This is a genomic window from Paenibacillus sp. JT22N12 (assembly GCF_056269365.1).
The window spans coordinates 1,031,949-1,050,515 of record NZ_JBWDNU010000001.1 but is presented as its reverse complement, the minus strand read 5'-3'; the positions used below and the strand labels follow the sequence as shown (position 1 = coordinate 1,050,515).

Genomic DNA, 18,567 nt, shown 5'->3' with positions numbered 1-18,567 from the left:
AAGGAGGAATCATAGTGATGAAAAATCAATGGTTGGTCAGTTATCTGATGGCTCTTATTATTCTTCTGACGGCGTGTACGGATTCCGCCACGACGACCCAACCGAAGTCTGCCGGCGATACCCCGTCCGCGAGCAGCGGAGGGAAAATGACAGACGTCGGCACACCGCGAAACCAGACGCTCATCGTGGATATTCTTAGCGGAAGAAGCCCGGACCCCGACCGCATGAATCCGTATATGCCGGGAGCGGTCGCGATGGACAGCGGCCTGCATCAGCTGATTTACTCGAATCTATGGGAAATTAATACGGTAAAAGGCGAGCAAATCCCTGATTTGGCGGCAACGATGCCGGAGCCCCTTGACAAGACGAATACAAAATTCAAATTCAAGATTCAGGAAGGCCTCACTTGGTCCGACGGTGTCGAATTTACGGCTGATGACGTGCAGTACACGGCGGATATGCTGCTGAAAACCAAGGAGATCGGATATAGCGGCTATTTTTCCAGCCTGGTGAAGAGCATGAAGGCTGTCGATAAATCGACGATCGAAGTGGAAACCGTGCAGCCGGAAACGCGCCTCGCGCAGAAGCTGGGCGTCGTGATCTGGGGGACTTCGTTCCGGGTCATGCCGAGGCATATCTGGGAGAAGGAAGATCCGACGAAGTTCAAATTTACCGATCCGATCGGCGTCGGCCCTTACAAGCTGAGCAAGCGGGACCCGCAGGGCAACTGGTTTCTGTACGAGAAGCGACAGGACTGGCAGAAGAGCGACGTTGGCAAGCTTGTAGGAGAGCCTGGACCCCCATATATTCTATTCAAATACTTCGGTCCTGAGGAGAAGCGTATCGTAGCCGCTATCCAGCATGATATGGACATTCTTCAGGATATTACGCCAGAGAGCTGGGAGGTATTAAGACAGAAGAACACGTTTGCCCAGGCGTGGTACGATAATTTCCCGTACGCCGATATGAACGACCCTTGCGAGAGGGGCATGTCCTTCAACGCTTCTAAAGCTCCCTACGATAACGAAGATGTACGATGGGCATTGGCGCTCATGACCGATATCAAGAACGTTTCCATGGCAACATTTGGCGGCATGCTTCGCGTATCGCCAATTATTCTCCCGCCAATCTCCGTGCTGCAGGATAATTACCATAAGCCGATGACGGCGTGGTTGAAGGATTTTCAGCTCAGTGACGGCTATAAGCCGTTCGAGGAGAGCTATGCAAAGGATATGGTCGACATGCTGAAGCAGCAGGGCATTAAAGGACTGCCGACCGACCCAAAAGAAATGGTCAACACCTTTGGCGTAGGCTGGTTCAAATATGATCCCGATGAGGCCGCCAAGCTTCTGCAGAAGGCCGGTTTCAAGAAGAAAGGCGATAAATGGCTGAAGCCGGACGGTACGCCCTGGAAGCTGACGATCAACGCCCCTGCCAATTTCGAGGTGCAATCGATGCGCCTGGCGTTCGCGGTTGCGGACAGCTGGAGAAAGAACGGCATTGATGTGAACGTACAGCAGATGGATGCCGCCACGTTCTGGGACAGCGAATCGACCGGCAGCTTCGAAGTCGGTTCATACTGGCCTGCTTGCGGCCTGCTGCCGGACAGCACGGCCAACCTGCAGGGCTGGAATAAGGAATATATCGTTCCCAACGGACAGCAGGCGCCGGGCAACCGGAACCGCTGGTCGAACGACCGCGTCAGCCAGTTGGTCGAGGAGCTGAACGGGCTGGAAAGCAGCGATCCGAAGGTCATTCCGAACATCACAGAAATCAGCAAGGAAATGGTAAAAGGAATGCCGTTTATCCCCATGTTCGGCACATCCAAGTTCGTCCCTGTCGACACGTATTATTGGAAGGGATTCCAAACAGCCGAGAATGAATTCGAAGGACCGTGGTGGTGGTGGTCCCAGTTCAAGTTCTATACGCCAAATTATAAACCGACCGGCAAGTAGGACAGAAGAAATCGAAGCCTTTCATACCGGTCCGGGTGTAACGTATCCGGCCCGGAATGCGCTTCAAAAAAGGGAGTGTGAGTCCCCATGGATTTCTATAAATTTTTATTTTCCCGGATTTTAACCTTTATCCTGGTTGTGTTCATCGGCATTACGGCGGTGTTCTTCGTACCGCGATTCCTGCCTTCGGACCCGGTGGAAGCGATGATCGGACAAATGACGTCCAAATCCGCATTTCTCGATCCGAAAGCCGTTGAGACGCTGCGGGAAACGCTGAACGATTCCTTCGGACTGCAAGGCTCGGTTGTGTCGCAATACTTCGGTTTTTTCAAGCGGGTGCTGCTGACTCAGGATTTCGGGCCTTCACTGGCCAACTATCCGGCTCCTGTCAACGAGCTGATCGGACGCGCGCTGCCCTGGACAATGGGCCTTTTGCTGACTTCCACTTTCATCTCCTGGCTGATTGGCAATACCGTCGGACTGCTGGCCGGATTCCGGAAGGAGAAGCCGTATTCCAAATTCTTTGAAGCCCTGTCTATCGCACTCTATCCGATTCCCTATTATATCTTCGCGCTTGTGCTGATTATGCTGTTCTCCTATATCATTCCGATCTTCCCGCTCACGGCGACGTTTCAGGGGGCCGGCTTTACATGGGAACATATCAGGAGCCTGCTGGTGAACTCGACGCTCCCCGCATTGTCGATGATTCTAGTCGGCACCGGCTGGTGGGTGATCAGCATGAAGACGATTTCGTCCGGGATCGCAGAGGAGGATTATGTGCATTTTGCCCGGTTGAAAGGCTTGAAGGAGCGTAAAATTATGACCCGCTATGTCCTGCCGAATGCGGCGCTTCCTCAGGTGACCATGCTGGCGCTGCAGCTCGGAACTATTTTTAACGGAGCGCTTGTCACGGAAATCCTCTTCGGCTATCCGGGAGTCGGAACGCTTATTTATAACAGCATTTTGCAGGCCGACTACAACCTGATTATGGGTACGATCACGCTGTCCATCATTGCCGTTGCTGGAGCGACGTTTATCGTGGATTTCCTGTATCCGTTCCTGGATCCCCGTGTACGCTACAAGTGACCAGAGGAAAAAGGAGGAGAAATCATGAAGAATTGGAACTTTCGATTAAAAACGGGAGCTGCCATCCTTGCCGTTTTCCTTATCCTTGGACTAGTATTTCCTTGGTTTTACGCGGGAAACCCGATCGAGTGGGGAACGTATCCCAAAAATTTGAAGCCAAGCCCGGCGCACTGGTTTGGCACGACGAACCTGGGCCAGGATACGTTCTGGCTGCTTACGAAATCGCTGCAAAACTCGTTCATCATCGGCATTACCGTCGCATTCTTCGCCACCGTAATCGGAGCGCTGCTCGGACTGATCGCCGGTTTTAAAGGGGGCTTCCTTGACCGGCTCATCACGCTGATGACCGATTCGTTCATTGTCATTCCGTCGCTGCCGATCCTGATCCTTCTCGGCACACTGCTCAAGGGCAGGGCGTCTCTGCTTTATATTGCGCTTATCCTGATTATTTTCAACTGGCCGTGGCCCGCGCGCCAGCTGCGTGCGATGGCGCTGTCGCTGAGGGAGCGCGACTTTATCAATACCGCTGTATTCTCCGGCAGCAGCACGTTGAAAATTATCGTCAAAGAGATCTTTCCGTTCGTAGCGGGATGGTCGCTTGCGAACTTCGTCAATACCATCCTGGTCGCGATCGGCTCGGAATCCGGGCTTGCGGTCATCGGGATGTCGAGCAACGAGAAAGCGACGCTCGGCACGATGATTTACTGGGCGAATCAGCATCAGGCGATGCTGGCGGGCCGCTGGTGGTGGATCGGGTCTCCGGTTGTCTCGATTGCCCTTATCTTCATTGCCCTGTTCCTGACCATGACAGGATATCAACAATATTCTGCGCTAAGGAGAGGGAAATAGTATGCTGAGATTGAACAACGTAAGCGCTCAATACAATATGCTAGGCAGCTACGTTAAGGCGGTAGACCGCGTCAATTTCGAGGTGCGAAAGAATGAGATCTTCGGGATTGCCGGAGAATCGGGCTGCGGCAAATCGACCCTGCTGAAGGTCATGTATGACCTGATCGCGTATCCGCTGGAAATATCAACGGGCTCCGTAGAAATTCACTCCACGCAAAAGGACGGCAGGCCGATTGTCTATACGAACGGAGACATTCATAAGAGCTGGTGGAAAGTCATCTCGTATGTCCCTCAGGGAGCTATGCATGTCTTGAATCCTGTGGCGCGGGTGAAGGGGCAGTTCTTCGATGCAATCGGCAAGTATCATGGCAAGAAAAACAAGCGGCTGCTGCAGGAGGAGATCGTACAGTATTTAAGAGAGCTTGAGCTCCCTCCAGAAGTGCTGAATGCTTATCCGCATCAGCTGAGCGGCGGCATGAAGCAGCGCGTCCTGATTGCGCTGGCGACGTTCCTCCATCCCGAGATCATACTTGCCGACGAGCCGACGACCGCCTTGGATGTCATTGTGCAGCGGGGGATATTGACGATGCTCTCCCGCGTCCAGAGAAAGATGAAGAACTCCATGGTAATCGTCTCCCATGACATGGGCGTTCACTACCAGATTACAAACCGGATGGGCATTATGTATGCCGGGCAGATGATTGAAGTTGGACCGACGGAGCAAATCTTCAACAGCCCGCAGCATCCTTACACGAAAATGTTGATTAACGCGCTCCCGAGAATCGGAGATAACAGCCAAAAGGAGGGAATTCCCGGTACGCCGCCGAGCTTGAAAAACCCTCCCGCCGGCTGCCGGTTCGCTGCGAGATGTCCACTGGCGATGGACCTTTGCCGGATGAAGGATCCTGCGGAGTCGGTCGTCGGCGAGGATCACTTCGCGAGCTGCCACCTGCTGAACGATTCCCATTCGCTGCAAAGGGGTGAAATCATTGTCCGTTAATATATTGGAAATTAATCAGCTAAGCCGCAGCTTTAAAATCGGAGGCATGGTGCTCGGCAAGAAGATCATTGCTGTCGACAAGGTTGATCTGAAGCTGCCTGGCGACAAACCGCAAATTTTGAGCATCGTCGGTGAATCCGGCAGCGGCAAGACGACGCTGGCGCAAATGATTTTGCGGTTGCTGGCCCCTTCCTCGGGTGATATCCGTCTTGGCGGCGTCCCACTCTCAGCCTATGGGAAGGGAAAGAACAGGAAGGCATTTTTCAAGAAGGTACAGCCGATCTTCCAGAATCCGTTCACGTCGTTCAGCTCGCAGAAGACGGTCGACTCCTATTTGTACGAAACCGCGATCAATCTTGAAATTGCCGCAAACAAGAAGGAAGCGCAAGCGGCCGTAGCTGAGGTGCTTCATTCGGTTGGTCTTGATCCGGACCATATTAAAGGGAAGTATCCGAACCAGTTTTCCGGCGGGGAGCTGCAGCGTATATCGATAGCGCGGGCGCTTATCCCGAAACCGAGTCTGATCGTAGCCGACGAGCCTGTCGCGATGATCGACGCTTCGCTGCGGATGAACATCGTCAACCTGTTTCTCAAGCTGAAGGACCAATATAAGGTCAGTTTCATTTACATTACGCATGATCTCTCGACGGCTTACTATATCAGCGATTATATTGCAACCATGTATCGCGGCCAGCTCATCGAGTTCGGGGATGCGAGAAGCATTCTGAACATGCCTTCCCATCCGTATACCGAGCTGCTGCTCGACTCCATTCCGAGAGTAGGCAGGAAATGGGATGAAGATCTCACGCTCCCCGATTGGGATGGTGTCCAATCAGACGGTTCCGGTTGTAAATTTGCCGGAAGATGCAAATACGCGAGGGACGCCTGCCGAGCCGCTCCGCCTTACATGGTTGACATTGAACCGGAACATGAGGTGTTATGCATTAAACACAACGAATACCAAACCACACGATAACAGGAGGTAATGAACATGCTGCAAAATCACGGTTTAGGCTTCGGTTTATCCACCGCCCCATTAATGACCAACGGCAAATCCCGCTCCATCTCGGCCGAGAATCCGAAGGGCGAAGCAGGCGCAGGCGGAAAAGAAGCAAGCCATCTCGGTGTAGCGCGCAAAGGCCGCCCTTGTATCACGCTTGCCCAGGGAGACACGGTAACTCTCGCAGAAATTACAGGGCCGGGCGTTCTCCAGCATTTCTGGATTACCGTTACCGATCGAACGGATCAGGGGTATTTCGTCCTGCGGGATTTAGTACTGCGGATGTACTGGGATGACGAAGCGGAGCCTTCGGTAGAGGCGCCGCTCGGCGACTTCTTCTGCAACGGCTTCGGAGCCCGCAGCAATGTGAACTCCCTGCCGGTCGTGGTCAACCCGACAGGAGGCATGAACTGCTATTTCCCGATGCCATTCCGCAAATCGGCGAAGATCACGGTGGAGAATCAGCACGCTGCCGATATTCAAGGCTTCTTCTATCAATTCAATTACACGCTCGTTGATGCGCTCCCGGAGGAAGCAGGCTATTTTCATGCCCAATGGCGAAGAGAGAACATTACGACAGAAGCGCAGGATTACACAATTGTGGACGGCATTAAGGGAAAAGGCCATTACGTGGGTACCTACCTGGCATGGGCCGCGCTTGAGCGGTATTGGTGGGGCGAAGGCGAGATCAAGTTCTTTATGGACGGCGACGTGGAATGGCCGACGATCTGCGGCACCGGTACGGAGGATTATTTCGGCGGAGCCTGGTGTTTCTATGAGAAGCGCGACGGCAAAATTGTAGAAACCCCCTATAACACGCCTTACATGGGCTATCCGTTCTACTCAAAGGAGGACAACACCCGCAGCGACATCTTCGGCGAAGACAGCGTTCCGATGCACGGTCTGTATCGCTGGCATCTGATGGACCCGATCCGCTTCGACAGCGAGCTGCGGGTTACGATTCAGCAGATGGGCCATAACAGCCGCGCCCTGTACGAACGAACGGATGATGTGTCTTCCGTCGCGTACTGGTACCAGGCCGAGCCGCATGCTTCATTCCCGCAGCTGCTGCCTGTGAACAAGCGATGGCCGAGGTAAAGCCAGCTCATCCTAAATATAATTAATTCAAATAAAAATTTATTGGGCAGAGGTAAGAATAAATATTATGGTTTGGTGTCGCGCAACTGTGCGACTTTTTTTATCGGTACAGGTTCTTGTCAGTTCCTGATAAGAACCTGTATGGATTGTCGCAGACTCAGGTCATTTTTTGTAAAATAGCCGGAAACACATGCCGCTCACTTCTGCTGGTCCCGATATCGACGAGCAGCGGATTCAGCGCTATGTAACCAAAGCTGCAGAGGCATTCGAAATAAAACCGTATGAAATTAAATCCTTTCTGATCTATTTGAGAAATAACGGCATTAAGTCATCACTACACGAGTGCCGAGAGGCTGCTTACTGAAGGAGGAACGCGATACAAAGCTATGTAGTTTTGGAGATCCGGCAGCTAACAAAAGGAATTGAGCTGTGTGCAATCTGATGTTCGGCGTTCCCGCTGCTTATGACAGTTCTCAAAGGTATACTTTAGTCCTCATTCTTGAGGGCTTTATTTATAGGAAAACCTTTAAACCAAATGTTGGGAATGATAAAATGGTGGGGGAAGGGTTCGGGAAGAAGACGGAGAAATGCAGGTGCACATTTAGTCCTTACATACTTGAAGAAAGTCGCGAGCTCTAACCAGTTATTGCGCCATGAGTAGATAATGGGCTATTTGCTACTCAGTTTTCTTCTACGATCGAGTTTAGAAGCACCATTACCCTCATCATGGCAAGCTTTATACCTATATGAAAAAACTGGAGAGGGATTCAATATCACTGAGCATTCAGCATTTGGAGCTGTCTTTGAATTATTGTGGCGTGTTGCCACACATAGAGATACGAATAAAACAAATTAACCGCAAGTCGCCAAAAGTACCAGTAAACGCCTTAATGCCATCGGTTCACGAACAAACGTAAGTGATTTTAAATAATCGCTTGAACTGATGTTAGAGCACAAAAAACAGTAATGACCCTATAAAAATCAGAATTGTTTGACAATAAGGGAGGCTGTTCTAATGGCGAAGCGGTACTTTTTTAACGACGAGATTGCTAGTGAACAATCTGCATGCTATACCAAAGCGTTGGGTGAGGAATTTGTGCCAAGCCCGGTAGATAGCGAGGATCTGATACGCTCACGCACGCAAGTGGCTATCGTCGGAGCGGGGCCAGCCGGTCTCGTCCTGGCCCTCCTGCTGCAGCAGGAGGGCATTGATTGCGTCGTCGTCGAGCGTCAGACCCAGGCATACGTGGAGACCCGTGCACGAGCCGGATTTATCGAGCACCGCGTAGTGGAATTCCTGCGCCAACATGGCCTCTCGGAGGGACTGGACCTTCGAGGCGTACCCCACACGGCATGCGAGTTCCGTCACGGAGGGAGCCAGTACATAGTTCCATACGGTGATCTCGCCGGCGGTGCCCACGTCGTCTACCCGCAGCAGTTCTTGGTGAGGGACCTGCTCGAGCTGTTTACGTCCCGAGGCGGGAAAGTGCTGTTCTCACACCCGGCTGTCAAAATGGAAGGCCTGGAGGACAATCGAGCAGTGGTCACCTGTGTCGTGCAGGACTCTTCTGACAGTCCGCTCCAATTGGAACTGGAATGTGACTTCGTCGCGGGGTGCGACGGGTTCCACGGCGTGTCCCGCACATCGATCCCCTCGACCCATGTTACGACATTCACTAAGCAGTACGGTATCGGATGGCTGGCTCTCCTCGCTGAGGTACCATCATCGATGAAAAGGATAGTATATGCACTGCACGATTCCGGCTTTGCCGGGCAGATGCCTCGAACCCCACAGGTCACAAGATTTTACCTGGAGTGTCCGCCCGGGGACATGGAATCAGAGTGGCCAGATGTTCGCGTCTGGAGAGAGCTGCGCAAGCGTATGGCTATCGACGGTGAAAACGACTTGATCACCGGCCCGATCATCGAGCGCAGGGTACTCGACATGCGTAGCGTAGTAACTGAGCCGATGCAGTATGGAAACCTCTTCCTCGCAGGCGACGCTGCCCACATCATCACTCCCGTCGGAGCGAAGGGCATGAATCTCGCCATTGCCGACGCCGAAGTCCTCGCACGCGCGCTTATCGCTCACTACCGAAAGAGGGATGGAACGCTGCTAAGGGAGTACTCCGAGACACGCCTCCCGCATGTGTGGCAGGTACAAGAGTTCTCCGACTGGATGTTGCGGTTGATCCACAGCACCGATGGAAGCAACGAACAGGCGTTCTCCGAGCGCCTGCGACGGGCAAGACTTGAAAGGTTGTGCGGATCCAACGCCTATGCGAATCTGTTCGCGGAAAGCTATGTCGGTCGATAGCGATCCTGCTAATCGGGTAGATCATCGTCTCAGGGGCAACGAATCTGAAGATGTTTTATTAAAACCGGACCAATGTCTGCCATCGATCGTACTGCAGTGAATATGAGAAAGTATTCTGCCCCTGTGGACTAAGCACAGGGGTCTCGTTATGTGAACCGTGTCGTGAATAATGTAAACCCGGTGAAATACATGGAAATGGAATAACTTGGAAGGATTTTCAAAGAAGCGCATTAGAACTGGCACGAAGAGTGCAGATAATGCTCAACATTCTGCGTTTCATTGTTCACAATTGACATTGTATGGCTATTCTGACAAAGGTGAATCCTTTCACACTTGGGTCAATAGGTTAACCTGGCAGGGTGCAACTTATAAGCGTATGAATACGTCTCTTATAGTAGTAATATTATACTAATAATGGAAGAGGGCACGAATGTGAACCGAAAAAAGCGGCCTATTCTTCTGTTAATTTCAGCATTTTCTTTTATAATATTAGTTATTTTAGGTTTCAATTGGCTTCAGGACAATATACTTTACCAATTTCAGAGCTTTTCCGTAACCATACATAATAAATCAGACTATGAGATTGTTTCAGTGGAGACTGGAATAATAAAAGGGACCTCGAAAGATATTCGTACAAAGAAAATCAAGAGCGGGGAAACCATGAAAATAAAGCCTAAACTTACCTTAAGTGGTGAAGGGGCAATATATATAACATATATCGACTCAAGAGGAGTTACCGGTAAGGAAACGGTTTGTGGCTATACGGAATATCTGGCGGGAAATTCGAAAGTGACAATTAGTAATGATAAGGTAAATATTATAGGAAAGTGCGCATAACCATTTTCATATACAGAATATTAACATTTTTTGGTTCTAAATGACCATTCTAAGATTAATCCTAATACTGGATAATCTAGTTGTATTTATAAACCAGTTATAGATTCAGTTTTCCAGAGCCGTACAACGATTTTAGTCCAAAACAATGGAGGTATCATTATGTTTCAAGTTCAAGCGCTCAGTCTTATCAAAAGCCAACTAAGAATACTCACATCTGTTTTTCTCGCCATTCTCATTTTTGGAATGTCTGTTTTGCCCGTATTTGCGGCATCTCCTGAGAGAACAGTAAACGCTTCGGCAAAACTCGCATACAATCTCAAGGGACTTAATCACAACCTGGCCGTTCAGAAAGCTTATATCGCTTCAACATATCTCTACGTTACCCAGCGGTCTGGGGGGACAGTCTATCTATCAAGATTGCTCATGAACGGAAGTGACGCTACTTACGTGGATGAAATGACCATTACCAATTCCGGTCATGGCCAAACGCTTGATATGTACACATACAATGGTATAAATTACTTTTATTTCAGCTCAAAAGCGGATCCCTCAACAACGTATAACTGGTCGCTTCAGGTAGCAAGACTTCAATACTCGGCTGGCGCGACTTATGATTATACGGATCTTCATCGGTTAACCTATATGAATTACGCCGATAAGACCGGCTCAAGATTAGGTGAGACATACCGTGTTGATGGCGGCGGCAACAGCACCCATACGATTTTACGCATACAAACTGCAGAAGGAACTGTTACCTGGTCCATTTATGACACGGCAGCATTGAACCGGCTTCTTGACAGCAATGAGCAGGTGCGGATGGACAGTGCTGCGGCCGTCAGCGCCTGCGTTACAAGCTTTACCCAGTCAGGCAGTGCAATAGTCAGACCGAACGGATCTTTCCAGGGTTTTGATATGCTCGTTAATACGGAAATCTATACATCAGGCGGAGCGGAAGGCGATACTCCCCAGATTGCAATGATGTCAAACACAGGAGCGTACAAAACCCTTGTGAATATCACAAATGTGGGAACCCATGAAATCGAGGGAGTACAGACAAAAGACGGTAACGTTTATTTTAATATCGTTACAGACCCCGTAAATAAAAAAAATACGCAGAAAATTTATTACGTTCCTGACAGCACTTTTTAAAATAGCGCCAATAAACATTCTACTCATTAAGGAAGAGCGTAACTTTGTTCTGAATCAGCTTGGCAACATCCTGCGCCGTTTTTTGGCCGGTGAAGAACGCTTCGGATTCCTGAATAATCGTATCTTCAATTTGTGAGGATTTGGGCGCCGCGGAATGAAACTCTCCGTTCAAGATGGCGTCCAATTGATCAAGCGCAGCGGCATCAACCGCAAACGGCTTTCCTTGAAGAGGTCCTTCCTTATCGGGCTGCACCGTCCCTGCGTCCTTCAGCTGCTGGATTTGTTTTTTGAAGACGTTTTTGTTGAAGGAGAATCCAGCTGATTGCAGATTGGTACTGGTCTGTCCTTCTTCCGAGATCAGGAATTTGATGAATTCCCAGGCTTCCGGCTTCACTGAAGAACTGGCGTTCATTCCTATACTTCTGTAGGGAGTGAAATAACCTCCATTTCCTGCGTCTTGCGTATGTGGTGTGACGTACAGCCTGGCGCCCTCTCCGAATTCCTTCAGGGAAACGAGGTAGTCGCTGGGAGAATTGAATTGGGACTGGTTAAAATAAGAGAAAGACCCATTCGCTCCTAAAACTCCAGGGCCTATGACTCCGTCGTCGAAGAGTGTTTTGACCTGCTGCATCAGGCCGGTAAAGGACTCCGAGTCGAAATTCGCTTGCCGCCTTGTCCGGTCCACAAACCGGGAATAATTATCGTTCACCATCTGAAGCAGCATATAATTCGGAGTGCCGCCAAACCCGATCTTGTTCTTGTCACTGCCTTTTTCCTTGATTTGCTTCGCGGACTCGGCAAATTGGCTCCATGTCCAGTTCTTATCGTCCACCTTAATTCCGCTTTGGCTGATTGTGTCTGAATCGCCGACCAGCGCATGCAGCTGGAAAGAAAGCGGCATTCCGTACAGACCTCCATCCAGCTTCAGCTTATCGAGAATATTGGTGAAATAGTCTTCCTCCGGAAAGCTCGAATCCTGCTGCATCATAAGGTTCAGATCGGCAAGCAGCTTATGATCCACATACTTATCAATCGGCAAATCATCCATCATGATCAGATCGGGACCTTTGCCTGCCAGCATAGACGTGTTCGAGGTCTCCACGAATTTTTCAAGATCGGCTGTAAAATGCTCATTATCCGTCTTCACATACTTCAGATCGATATCAACATTGGGATGCAGCGCCTCATATTTCTTTACGGCTCCCTGAAGATTGGCGTCCTCCCAGAACGTCGAGAACACGATTGTGGCTTTCCCCTCTGCCGGAGGATACTGCGGATCTGTTCCATTTCCCGTCTGGTTCGGCGGGGTGGACGGATCTTCCAAGCTTCCCGTCTCCTGCTTGGAGGGGGATGCTGCGCTGCCTGAACTGTTATTGCTGCAGGCGGCTAGAAATACAAAAAGGATACTTAGAAATAATGCAAGGGCTGTTTTTTTCATCGTGAACACACCTGTCTTCCTGCGGATTCAGAGTTCTGCCTCATTTAATGTAAAGGATGCTTGTGACCAAAACGTAATGAAGTTGTAAACAAAATATAAACGTTTGTATCTGCTCGAATTAACCTGCATCAGAATGAGAGCGAGCGATACTAGTTTAACGAAAGTCATTTGACGAAGGGGCTGCTGCGGCAGCTCCTTTTGTTTTTTATGCCCATTGGCATTTACAACGAAGGATATATTTGTTATTATATATGTAATAACGTAATTACGTAATAACGTTATTAACGAATGAATATCTTAAGTGACCGCAGCATTATTAAATAAAAGGAGTGAGGTACAATGGATCGGGATTACGGAGTTGAACTGGATGCCTTGAAAACGCAGTTGTCAGAGCTCGAGCGGCTTGTTCGGCAAATGGGAGGAACCGAGCGGAAACCGGCGGCTGAAGGAGGGAACGAACCCCTCTCAACGGAAGCGTTTCTGCAGGATGGTAACACGGAACATGGCGCGATTTACTTCTCGGGTTATTATCGAAGCGGGCAGCAAACGGTAAGATGTGGGCCGCAGGAACGAAAATCTGACGATTTGCTCGGACTTGACAGAGGCAAGGCGGCGAAAGTAATTTCCGCACTCGGACATAAACAGCGTCTGGATTTGCTTCTTGAGGTTTGGGATGAGCCACGTACTGGAACGGAGCTTGTGGAGCGGCTGAATATGGGGACAACCGGACAGCTGTATCACCATTTGAAGGCTTTGTCTGGCGCGGATTTATTGACTCAGGAAGAACGCGGAGGACGCTATACCATTCCGGCTCACCGCCGTTTTCCGATTCTTCTTCTGCTGTCAGCGGTTTCGGATTTGATCGATACCAGCGATTTTATCGATATGACTGAAGCCCGTAATGAAGCGCATGCCTATTTGGGCGCTCCAACGCAGTCAGGATATGATATACATCATCTGCTTTGGCCTGTTCTCGACAATTCGATCGATGAGCATCGGGCCGGATATTGCAGCGAACTGGGTATCTATCTGCATGACGACGGAAGCATAACGGTAACGGATAACGGACGGGGGATTCCGATTCGATTGCTGCCGCAAACCGGCAAGCCTGTGGTGCAGACTGTCTTGACCGAAATCGAACAGATCAACGCCTTCAAAGAAGGCACATCGTTTTTCGCTCCAGGTGCGGAGAAAGAAATCGGGATGGCGTTCATTAATGCGCTATCTCGCGTATTGAACGTGGAAATTCGCAGAGATGGCGGAATTTATCGGCAAGAGTATCGGCACGGGATACCGCAAACCGGATTAATGAAGGTCGGTGAGACGAATGAAACGGGCACGAGCATTACCTTTAATCCCGAACGGGACCTGTTTGCGGGCAGTTTTGACAAAGCAGTTATAGAAGCGCGAATCAATGAGCTGAGAAAAGACAATCCAGAGCTGCGATTCAGCATTCAATAGACGATCCAGGGGTCAACCGTTTCGATGGTTGGCTTTTTGGCGTGCTTTTCAAATATGCCATTACCCCTATACAATCTACTGGATACTGTTGCTCCCTGCCAGACTCAAATTTCAAGGATTGTGCTTCCGGAAAAAAAAGTTCGCGCATTGCCCAACACTTTCCCCCGCCCGAACGTTATACATGCGAAGGACGGATGGAGCTGAAATGGACGGATATTGAAAGGGGGCTGCCGCGATCATCGAACAACTGTATACCGTGCATTATGCCGAATTGAACCGCTTTGCCAGATCCATCGCCGGCAACGACAAGGAAGCGGAGGATCTGCTGCAGGAGACGTTCGTCCGGGCGCTGGCCCATTCCGTAACCCTCGAACGGCTGGCGGCGTACGAGCGCAGGGCCTGGCTCTATAAGGTGATGAGAAACCTGCTTTACGACCGGCGCCGGAGAACGAAATTCGAGACCGCGCTGCCCGAAGGGTACGACCCCTGGACCGACTTCGATTTCCTGGCTGGTCTGGAAACGGAAGAGCTGCTGCAGTGCCTTCCTTCCCAGCTTCGCGAAATCATCCGACAGCGTTACATTCTGGGCATGACCGGCAAGCAGATCGCCGATCGGTCCGGCGTCCCCCACGCCACCGTCCGCTATCGTATTCATACCGCCTTACGCTTATTGCGAAATAAGCTGAACCAAGAACAGGAGGATTCCCGCCATGAATAAAGTAATCCAAAATGTTAATGTGCTGGACATCACGACGGCAGCCGAACAAACGATGGACGACGTAAGCATGATCAGGAACGTGAATTTACTGCTGTACAGCACAGCGACCGTCGGCTTGCTGGCTAACGTCGCTCAGAATAACATCAACGTACGGGTCGAGATACCGGAAGGCGTCAAGCTGCATATGGTGAACGACCGGTACGAGGTCGGAGCCGCCGCGGAGGGAGACAGCCCGCAATATCTTCTGGTCAACGGGACGATCGTTATCCGGCCGGATGCCGATGCCGAATCGTTGGAGCGCGGCATTGCCGGAATCATCGTGAATGGCACGATTTTTTGCCCCGAGGGCGTGCTCAGCGTCGTTCAACGGAAGATCATACAGCACAACGGCCGTCTCGCTTCATACATGGATAACGCGCTTCTAATTAACGATCCGGTCCATATCGACGACCTGTTCCTGCGCAAGCTGCCTTCCGGCTCCAGGGTCTCCTTCAGCGGAAAAGCTGTTCTGCTGGATGCTGTCGACACTGCCCTGCTGGATGAAAAGCTGCACAATGCGGAGTTCACGGGCGAGCTTGTTATCCGCGAGGAGCTGCTGGCCGCGCTGTCCGGCAGGCTGGTCAATCCGCATAAGGCGAAGATCATCACTATTCCTGCAGATACGTACTATATCGACCGCGACCTGACGCTGGATGCGGGCGTGCTGCAGAGACTGCCGCATAGAAGCATCCATGCGACCAGTATGCTCCGGTTCGAGCGCGACGTAACGCCGGAGCGGCTTGCCGCGTCAGTCGACCGTCTGCACACTGACAGAACGATCCTGTGCCCCTTGGAACTGAAAGACGGCGTGCTGGCCGTAACGACCGATCCCGCCGTGGAGGTGCTGAGCTACGCTGGCAAGCTGCGCGTCGTTGAAGGCGAATACCGCTTAACACCGAGCGAGCTGAAATATACGCCGGAACCACTCTCTTTCATCGTACACGGGGTGCTTGATGTTGCGCCAGAGATCGATCCGCAACTGCTGTTCGATTCGCTCGGATCTATCGTAAATTATGGCGTCATCAGCGTCGAGGGCGAACAGTATGGCATAGTCCAAACGAAGCTGATCAAGAATGAAGGCGTAATCGATGTTCGGCGAGCCGAAAAGGATCATGACGAACCAGCCGAGGCTGCAGCTGCGGATGCGGATGATACGGTTTATATCAGCAACGTTAATTATCTGAAGCTGTAACAGGCATATTCTGACGATACCGCTCCAATTCAGACCGTTCGGTGAAGTTTGCAAGCCTGGCGGCTTATATCTTGAATTCAAACAGGCGTGGATGGGAAATTCCCGTTCCCGGTTAAATGGCTCCATATAACGGCGGTAGTCCAGGACATTCTTTCGTCCAGGGCTGCCGTTTTTGTCATTCTAATAACCGCGCGGAATCAACATCCCCATTCAACAATTTGTATGTTCAACGAACAGTTTCACGGCCGGACAGTCATTATGCAAGAAAAGTCAACTGGTGGAAATCCATGGATAAGCCTCCCGGGCAGAGGGAGCGGTCAGGTTGGAAACCCCGCAGCAGAGGGCAATCAGGCACCTGCAGGCCCGCTTTGCAAAAAGTTGCGATTGCCGGAAATGACCGCATATCGTAAAGTGGCCTTACCCGAACCCTGGGTGGCGGCTTGGGTTCATACAGTCAAAGGAGGTGGCAGGAAGGATGTCTTCGTATTTTAAGGCGAACCGGAAGCAAAGTGATGAAACCGCATACATCTCTGCCGTGCAGCAAATGCGCAAGCAGAGCATATGGAACGGAATCAAGCGGGACAAGTTTCTTTACCTGCTGGCGCTGCCGGGAATTGTCTTCTTTATTTTGTTCAAATATGTGCCCATGTGGGGAATCATCATTTCATTTCAGAATTACTCGCCGTATCAGGGGATGTGGCGCAGCCCGTGGGTGGGCTTCGATCATTATGTACGGTTCTTCTCCAATCCCGATTTCATGATGCTGTTCCGCAATACGATGGCGATTAACCTGTTGTCGCTGCTGCTGTTTTTTCCACTTCCCATACTCATTTCGGTCATGCTTGCCGAGGTTCGCAGCATCGCCTACAAACGGGTCATTCAAACCATCGTCTATTTGCCGCATTTTTTATCCTGGGTCATTATTGTCGGCATCACGTTCCTGCTGCTTTCCACAGGTGAAGGCATTGTGAATCAGCTGCTTGTGGCGGCGGGTCTGAACAAAATAGATTTCCTTACGACCCCGAACTACTTCTGGGGGCTGCTGACGGCGCAATCCATATGGAAAGACGCAGGTTGGGGGACGATTATTTTCCTTGCCGCTATGGCGGGGATTGACCCGCAGCTATACGAGGCGGCGAAGATTGACGGAGCGGGGAGGCTTCGGCAAATATGGCATGTCACGCTGCCCGGCATACGGCCGGTTATCATCATATTGCTGATTCTCCGCATCGGCCATATGATGGATGTCGGCTTCGAGCAGGTATTTCTGATGATGAACGGAGCGGTGTCCGAGGTTGCGGACGTGTTCGACACCTACGTTTACCGCCTTGGGGTCAAGCAGGGACAATTCAGCTTCAGTACGGCAGTGGGTGTATTCAAATCGGTCATCGGCCTGCTGCTGGTCATTGGCGCCAATCGCCTGGCCAAAAAATTCGGCGAGGAAGGCGTTTATTGAATAGGCATTCGAAGGATTATCCGCGTAGATGCCTGGGCTTGTAATTACGCAAGAATGAAAGGAGGAGTCGATTATGAAAAGAGACTACGGTGACCGTATGTTCACCTTTGCCAATGCGGCTCTGCTTGCCGTTGTCGGCCTGGTCACCTTGTTTCCGCTTTATTATGTATTCGTGGTATCTTTCACCGACCCGTCGGAATTCATCAAGAACCGGGCAACGCTGTGGCCGGCGCACTGGAGCCTGGTGTCCTATCAATATTTGATGTCCACGGACGCGTTCCTGCGGGCCATGGGCAACAGCGGATTTCTCGCTGTTGTCGGCACAGCCTTAAGTCTGCTCGTGACATCGGGGCTTTCCTATTCCCTCTCCCGCCGAAGGCTGCAGGGCAGACGCATCATGATGCTGCTGATCCTGCTTACCACCCTGTTCAATCCTGGAATTATCCCGCCGTACCTGCTTGTCCGCGATCTGCATCTGATCAACAGCACCTGGTCGCTCATCCTGCCTGTGCTGACAAGCGGCTGGTATGTCCTCTTGATGAAGGGCTTCTTCGACAGCATCCCGCCGAGTCTCGAGGAAGCTGCAAGGATTGACGGATGCAACGATGTCAGCGTCTGGTGGCGGATCATTTTGCCTTTATCCCTGCCGTCTATGGCTGCCTTCGGCCTATTCTATGCCGTAGCCTATTGGAACACCTTCTTCAGCGCGCTGCTGTACATTAATGATTTTGACAAGCAGCCCATGCAGGTGCTCCTGCAGAACATGCTCATTGACTCTTCCACGGCTGCGGGGGGCGCTGCGGCGGCGGAGATGGTCTCGGAGCAGCAGATTCCGCCGGAGACGCTGAAGATGGCGGCGGTCGTCATTGCGACGATTCCCATTCTGCTGGTCTATCCTTTCCTGCAGAAGCATTTTGCGAAGGGCTCGATGATCGGGGCCGTTAAAGAGTAAGCAACTGGACCATATAAACT

General features: G+C 51.1%; 15 protein-coding genes. 14 read left to right on the top strand and 1 reads right to left on the bottom strand.

The window, feature by feature from the left end:
• Positions 1-17: 17 nt before the first annotated feature.
• The 9 genes from AC0YOA_RS04335 (at position 18) to AC0YOA_RS04295 (ending at position 11,291) form a co-directional block, all read left to right on the top strand.
• Positions 18-1,955, top strand: a complete 1,938-nt coding sequence (locus AC0YOA_RS04335) for an ABC transporter substrate-binding protein (protein WP_475785557.1) — start codon at positions 18-20, stop codon at positions 1,953-1,955.
• 87 nt (positions 1,956-2,042) lie between these two features.
• Positions 2,043-3,041: an ABC transporter permease gene (locus AC0YOA_RS04330; protein WP_475765649.1), complete on the top strand. Its 999-nt coding sequence runs from the start codon at positions 2,043-2,045 to the stop codon at positions 3,039-3,041.
• 24 nt (positions 3,042-3,065) lie between these two features.
• Positions 3,066-3,890, top strand: a complete 825-nt coding sequence (locus AC0YOA_RS04325) for an ABC transporter permease (RefSeq protein ID WP_475785556.1) — start codon at positions 3,066-3,068, stop codon at positions 3,888-3,890.
• Between the two features lies 1 nt (position 3,891).
• Positions 3,892-4,890, top strand: a complete 999-nt coding sequence (locus AC0YOA_RS04320; RefSeq protein WP_475785555.1) for an ABC transporter ATP-binding protein — start codon at positions 3,892-3,894, stop codon at positions 4,888-4,890.
• Positions 4,880-5,866: an ABC transporter ATP-binding protein gene (locus AC0YOA_RS04315; RefSeq protein ID WP_475785554.1), complete on the top strand. Its 987-nt coding sequence runs from the start codon at positions 4,880-4,882 to the stop codon at positions 5,864-5,866. The genes AC0YOA_RS04320 and AC0YOA_RS04315 overlap by 11 nt, the downstream gene beginning before the upstream one ends.
• Positions 5,867-5,881: 15 nt before the next feature.
• Positions 5,882-6,988: a glycoside hydrolase family 172 protein gene (locus tag AC0YOA_RS04310; RefSeq protein WP_475785553.1), complete on the top strand. Its 1,107-nt coding sequence runs from the start codon at positions 5,882-5,884 to the stop codon at positions 6,986-6,988.
• Positions 6,989-8,003: 1,015 nt separating this feature from the next.
• Positions 8,004-9,305 (top strand): 4-hydroxybenzoate 3-monooxygenase, encoded by a 1,302-nt coding sequence (locus tag AC0YOA_RS04305; protein ID WP_475785552.1) that lies wholly within the window; start codon positions 8,004-8,006, stop codon positions 9,303-9,305.
• 432 nt (positions 9,306-9,737) lie between these two features.
• Positions 9,738-10,142 carry a hypothetical protein gene (locus AC0YOA_RS04300; RefSeq protein ID WP_475785551.1) on the top strand — a complete coding sequence of 135 codons (405 nt, stop codon included), beginning with the start codon at positions 9,738-9,740 and terminating at the stop codon, positions 10,140-10,142.
• A 159-nt stretch (positions 10,143-10,301) separates the two neighbouring features.
• Complete coding sequence (locus AC0YOA_RS04295; protein ID WP_475785550.1) at positions 10,302-11,291, top strand: phage baseplate protein; 990 nt, start codon at positions 10,302-10,304, stop codon at positions 11,289-11,291.
• Between the two features lie 19 nt (positions 11,292-11,310).
• On the opposite strand, the gene AC0YOA_RS04290 is transcribed toward AC0YOA_RS04295, so the two are convergent.
• Positions 11,311-12,729, bottom strand: coding sequence for an ABC transporter substrate-binding protein (locus AC0YOA_RS04290; protein ID WP_475785549.1), 1,419 nt, complete (start codon positions 12,727-12,729; stop codon positions 11,311-11,313).
• 339 nt (positions 12,730-13,068) lie between these two features.
• On the opposite strand from AC0YOA_RS04290, the gene AC0YOA_RS04285 reads away from it, so the two are divergent.
• The 5 genes from AC0YOA_RS04285 (at position 13,069) to AC0YOA_RS04265 (ending at position 18,547) form a co-directional block, all read left to right on the top strand.
• Complete coding sequence (locus AC0YOA_RS04285; RefSeq protein WP_475785548.1) at positions 13,069-14,190, top strand: ATP-binding protein; 1,122 nt, start codon at positions 13,069-13,071, stop codon at positions 14,188-14,190.
• 256 nt (positions 14,191-14,446) lie between these two features.
• The gene (locus tag AC0YOA_RS04280; RefSeq protein ID WP_210039454.1) at positions 14,447-14,908 is read left to right on the top strand and encodes an RNA polymerase sigma factor; all 462 of its coding nucleotides are present in this window, start codon (positions 14,447-14,449) and stop codon (positions 14,906-14,908) included.
• The gene (locus AC0YOA_RS04275; protein WP_475785547.1) at positions 14,901-16,139 is read left to right on the top strand and encodes a hypothetical protein; all 1,239 of its coding nucleotides are present in this window, start codon (positions 14,901-14,903) and stop codon (positions 16,137-16,139) included. The genes AC0YOA_RS04280 and AC0YOA_RS04275 overlap by 8 nt, the downstream gene beginning before the upstream one ends.
• A gap of 544 nt (positions 16,140-16,683) precedes the next feature.
• On the top strand, positions 16,684-17,595 hold the full coding sequence (locus tag AC0YOA_RS04270; RefSeq protein ID WP_475785803.1) for an ABC transporter permease: 912 nt from the start codon (positions 16,684-16,686) through the stop codon (positions 17,593-17,595).
• Between the two features lie 73 nt (positions 17,596-17,668).
• Complete coding sequence (locus AC0YOA_RS04265) at positions 17,669-18,547, top strand: carbohydrate ABC transporter permease (RefSeq protein ID WP_475785546.1); 879 nt, start codon at positions 17,669-17,671, stop codon at positions 18,545-18,547.
• Positions 18,548-18,567: the final 20 nt, after the last annotated feature.

Bases quoted from the DNA above. Each gene is read 5' to 3' on its own strand.
- AC0YOA_RS04335 (WP_475785557.1), top strand. From the start codon at position 18: ATGAAAAATCAATGGTTGGTCAGTTATCTGATGGCTCTTATTATTCTT.
- AC0YOA_RS04330 (WP_475765649.1), top strand. From the start codon at position 2,043: ATGGATTTCTATAAATTTTTATTTTCCCGGATTTTAACCTTTATCCTG.
- AC0YOA_RS04325 (WP_475785556.1), top strand. From the start codon at position 3,066: ATGAAGAATTGGAACTTTCGATTAAAAACGGGAGCTGCCATCCTTGCC.
- AC0YOA_RS04320 (WP_475785555.1), top strand. From the start codon at position 3,892: ATGCTGAGATTGAACAACGTAAGCGCTCAATACAATATGCTAGGCAGC.
- AC0YOA_RS04310 (WP_475785553.1), top strand. From the start codon at position 5,882: ATGCTGCAAAATCACGGTTTAGGCTTCGGTTTATCCACCGCCCCATTA.
- AC0YOA_RS04305 (WP_475785552.1), top strand. From the start codon at position 8,004: ATGGCGAAGCGGTACTTTTTTAACGACGAGATTGCTAGTGAACAATCT.
- AC0YOA_RS04295 (WP_475785550.1), top strand. From the start codon at position 10,302: ATGTTTCAAGTTCAAGCGCTCAGTCTTATCAAAAGCCAACTAAGAATA.
- AC0YOA_RS04290 (WP_475785549.1), bottom strand. From the start codon at position 12,729: ATGAAAAAAACAGCCCTTGCATTATTTCTAAGTATCCTTTTTGTATTT.
- AC0YOA_RS04285 (WP_475785548.1), top strand. From the start codon at position 13,069: ATGGATCGGGATTACGGAGTTGAACTGGATGCCTTGAAAACGCAGTTG.
- AC0YOA_RS04275 (WP_475785547.1), top strand. From the start codon at position 14,901: ATGAATAAAGTAATCCAAAATGTTAATGTGCTGGACATCACGACGGCA.
- AC0YOA_RS04270 (WP_475785803.1), top strand. From the start codon at position 16,684: ATGCGCAAGCAGAGCATATGGAACGGAATCAAGCGGGACAAGTTTCTT.
- AC0YOA_RS04265 (WP_475785546.1), top strand. From the start codon at position 17,669: ATGAAAAGAGACTACGGTGACCGTATGTTCACCTTTGCCAATGCGGCT.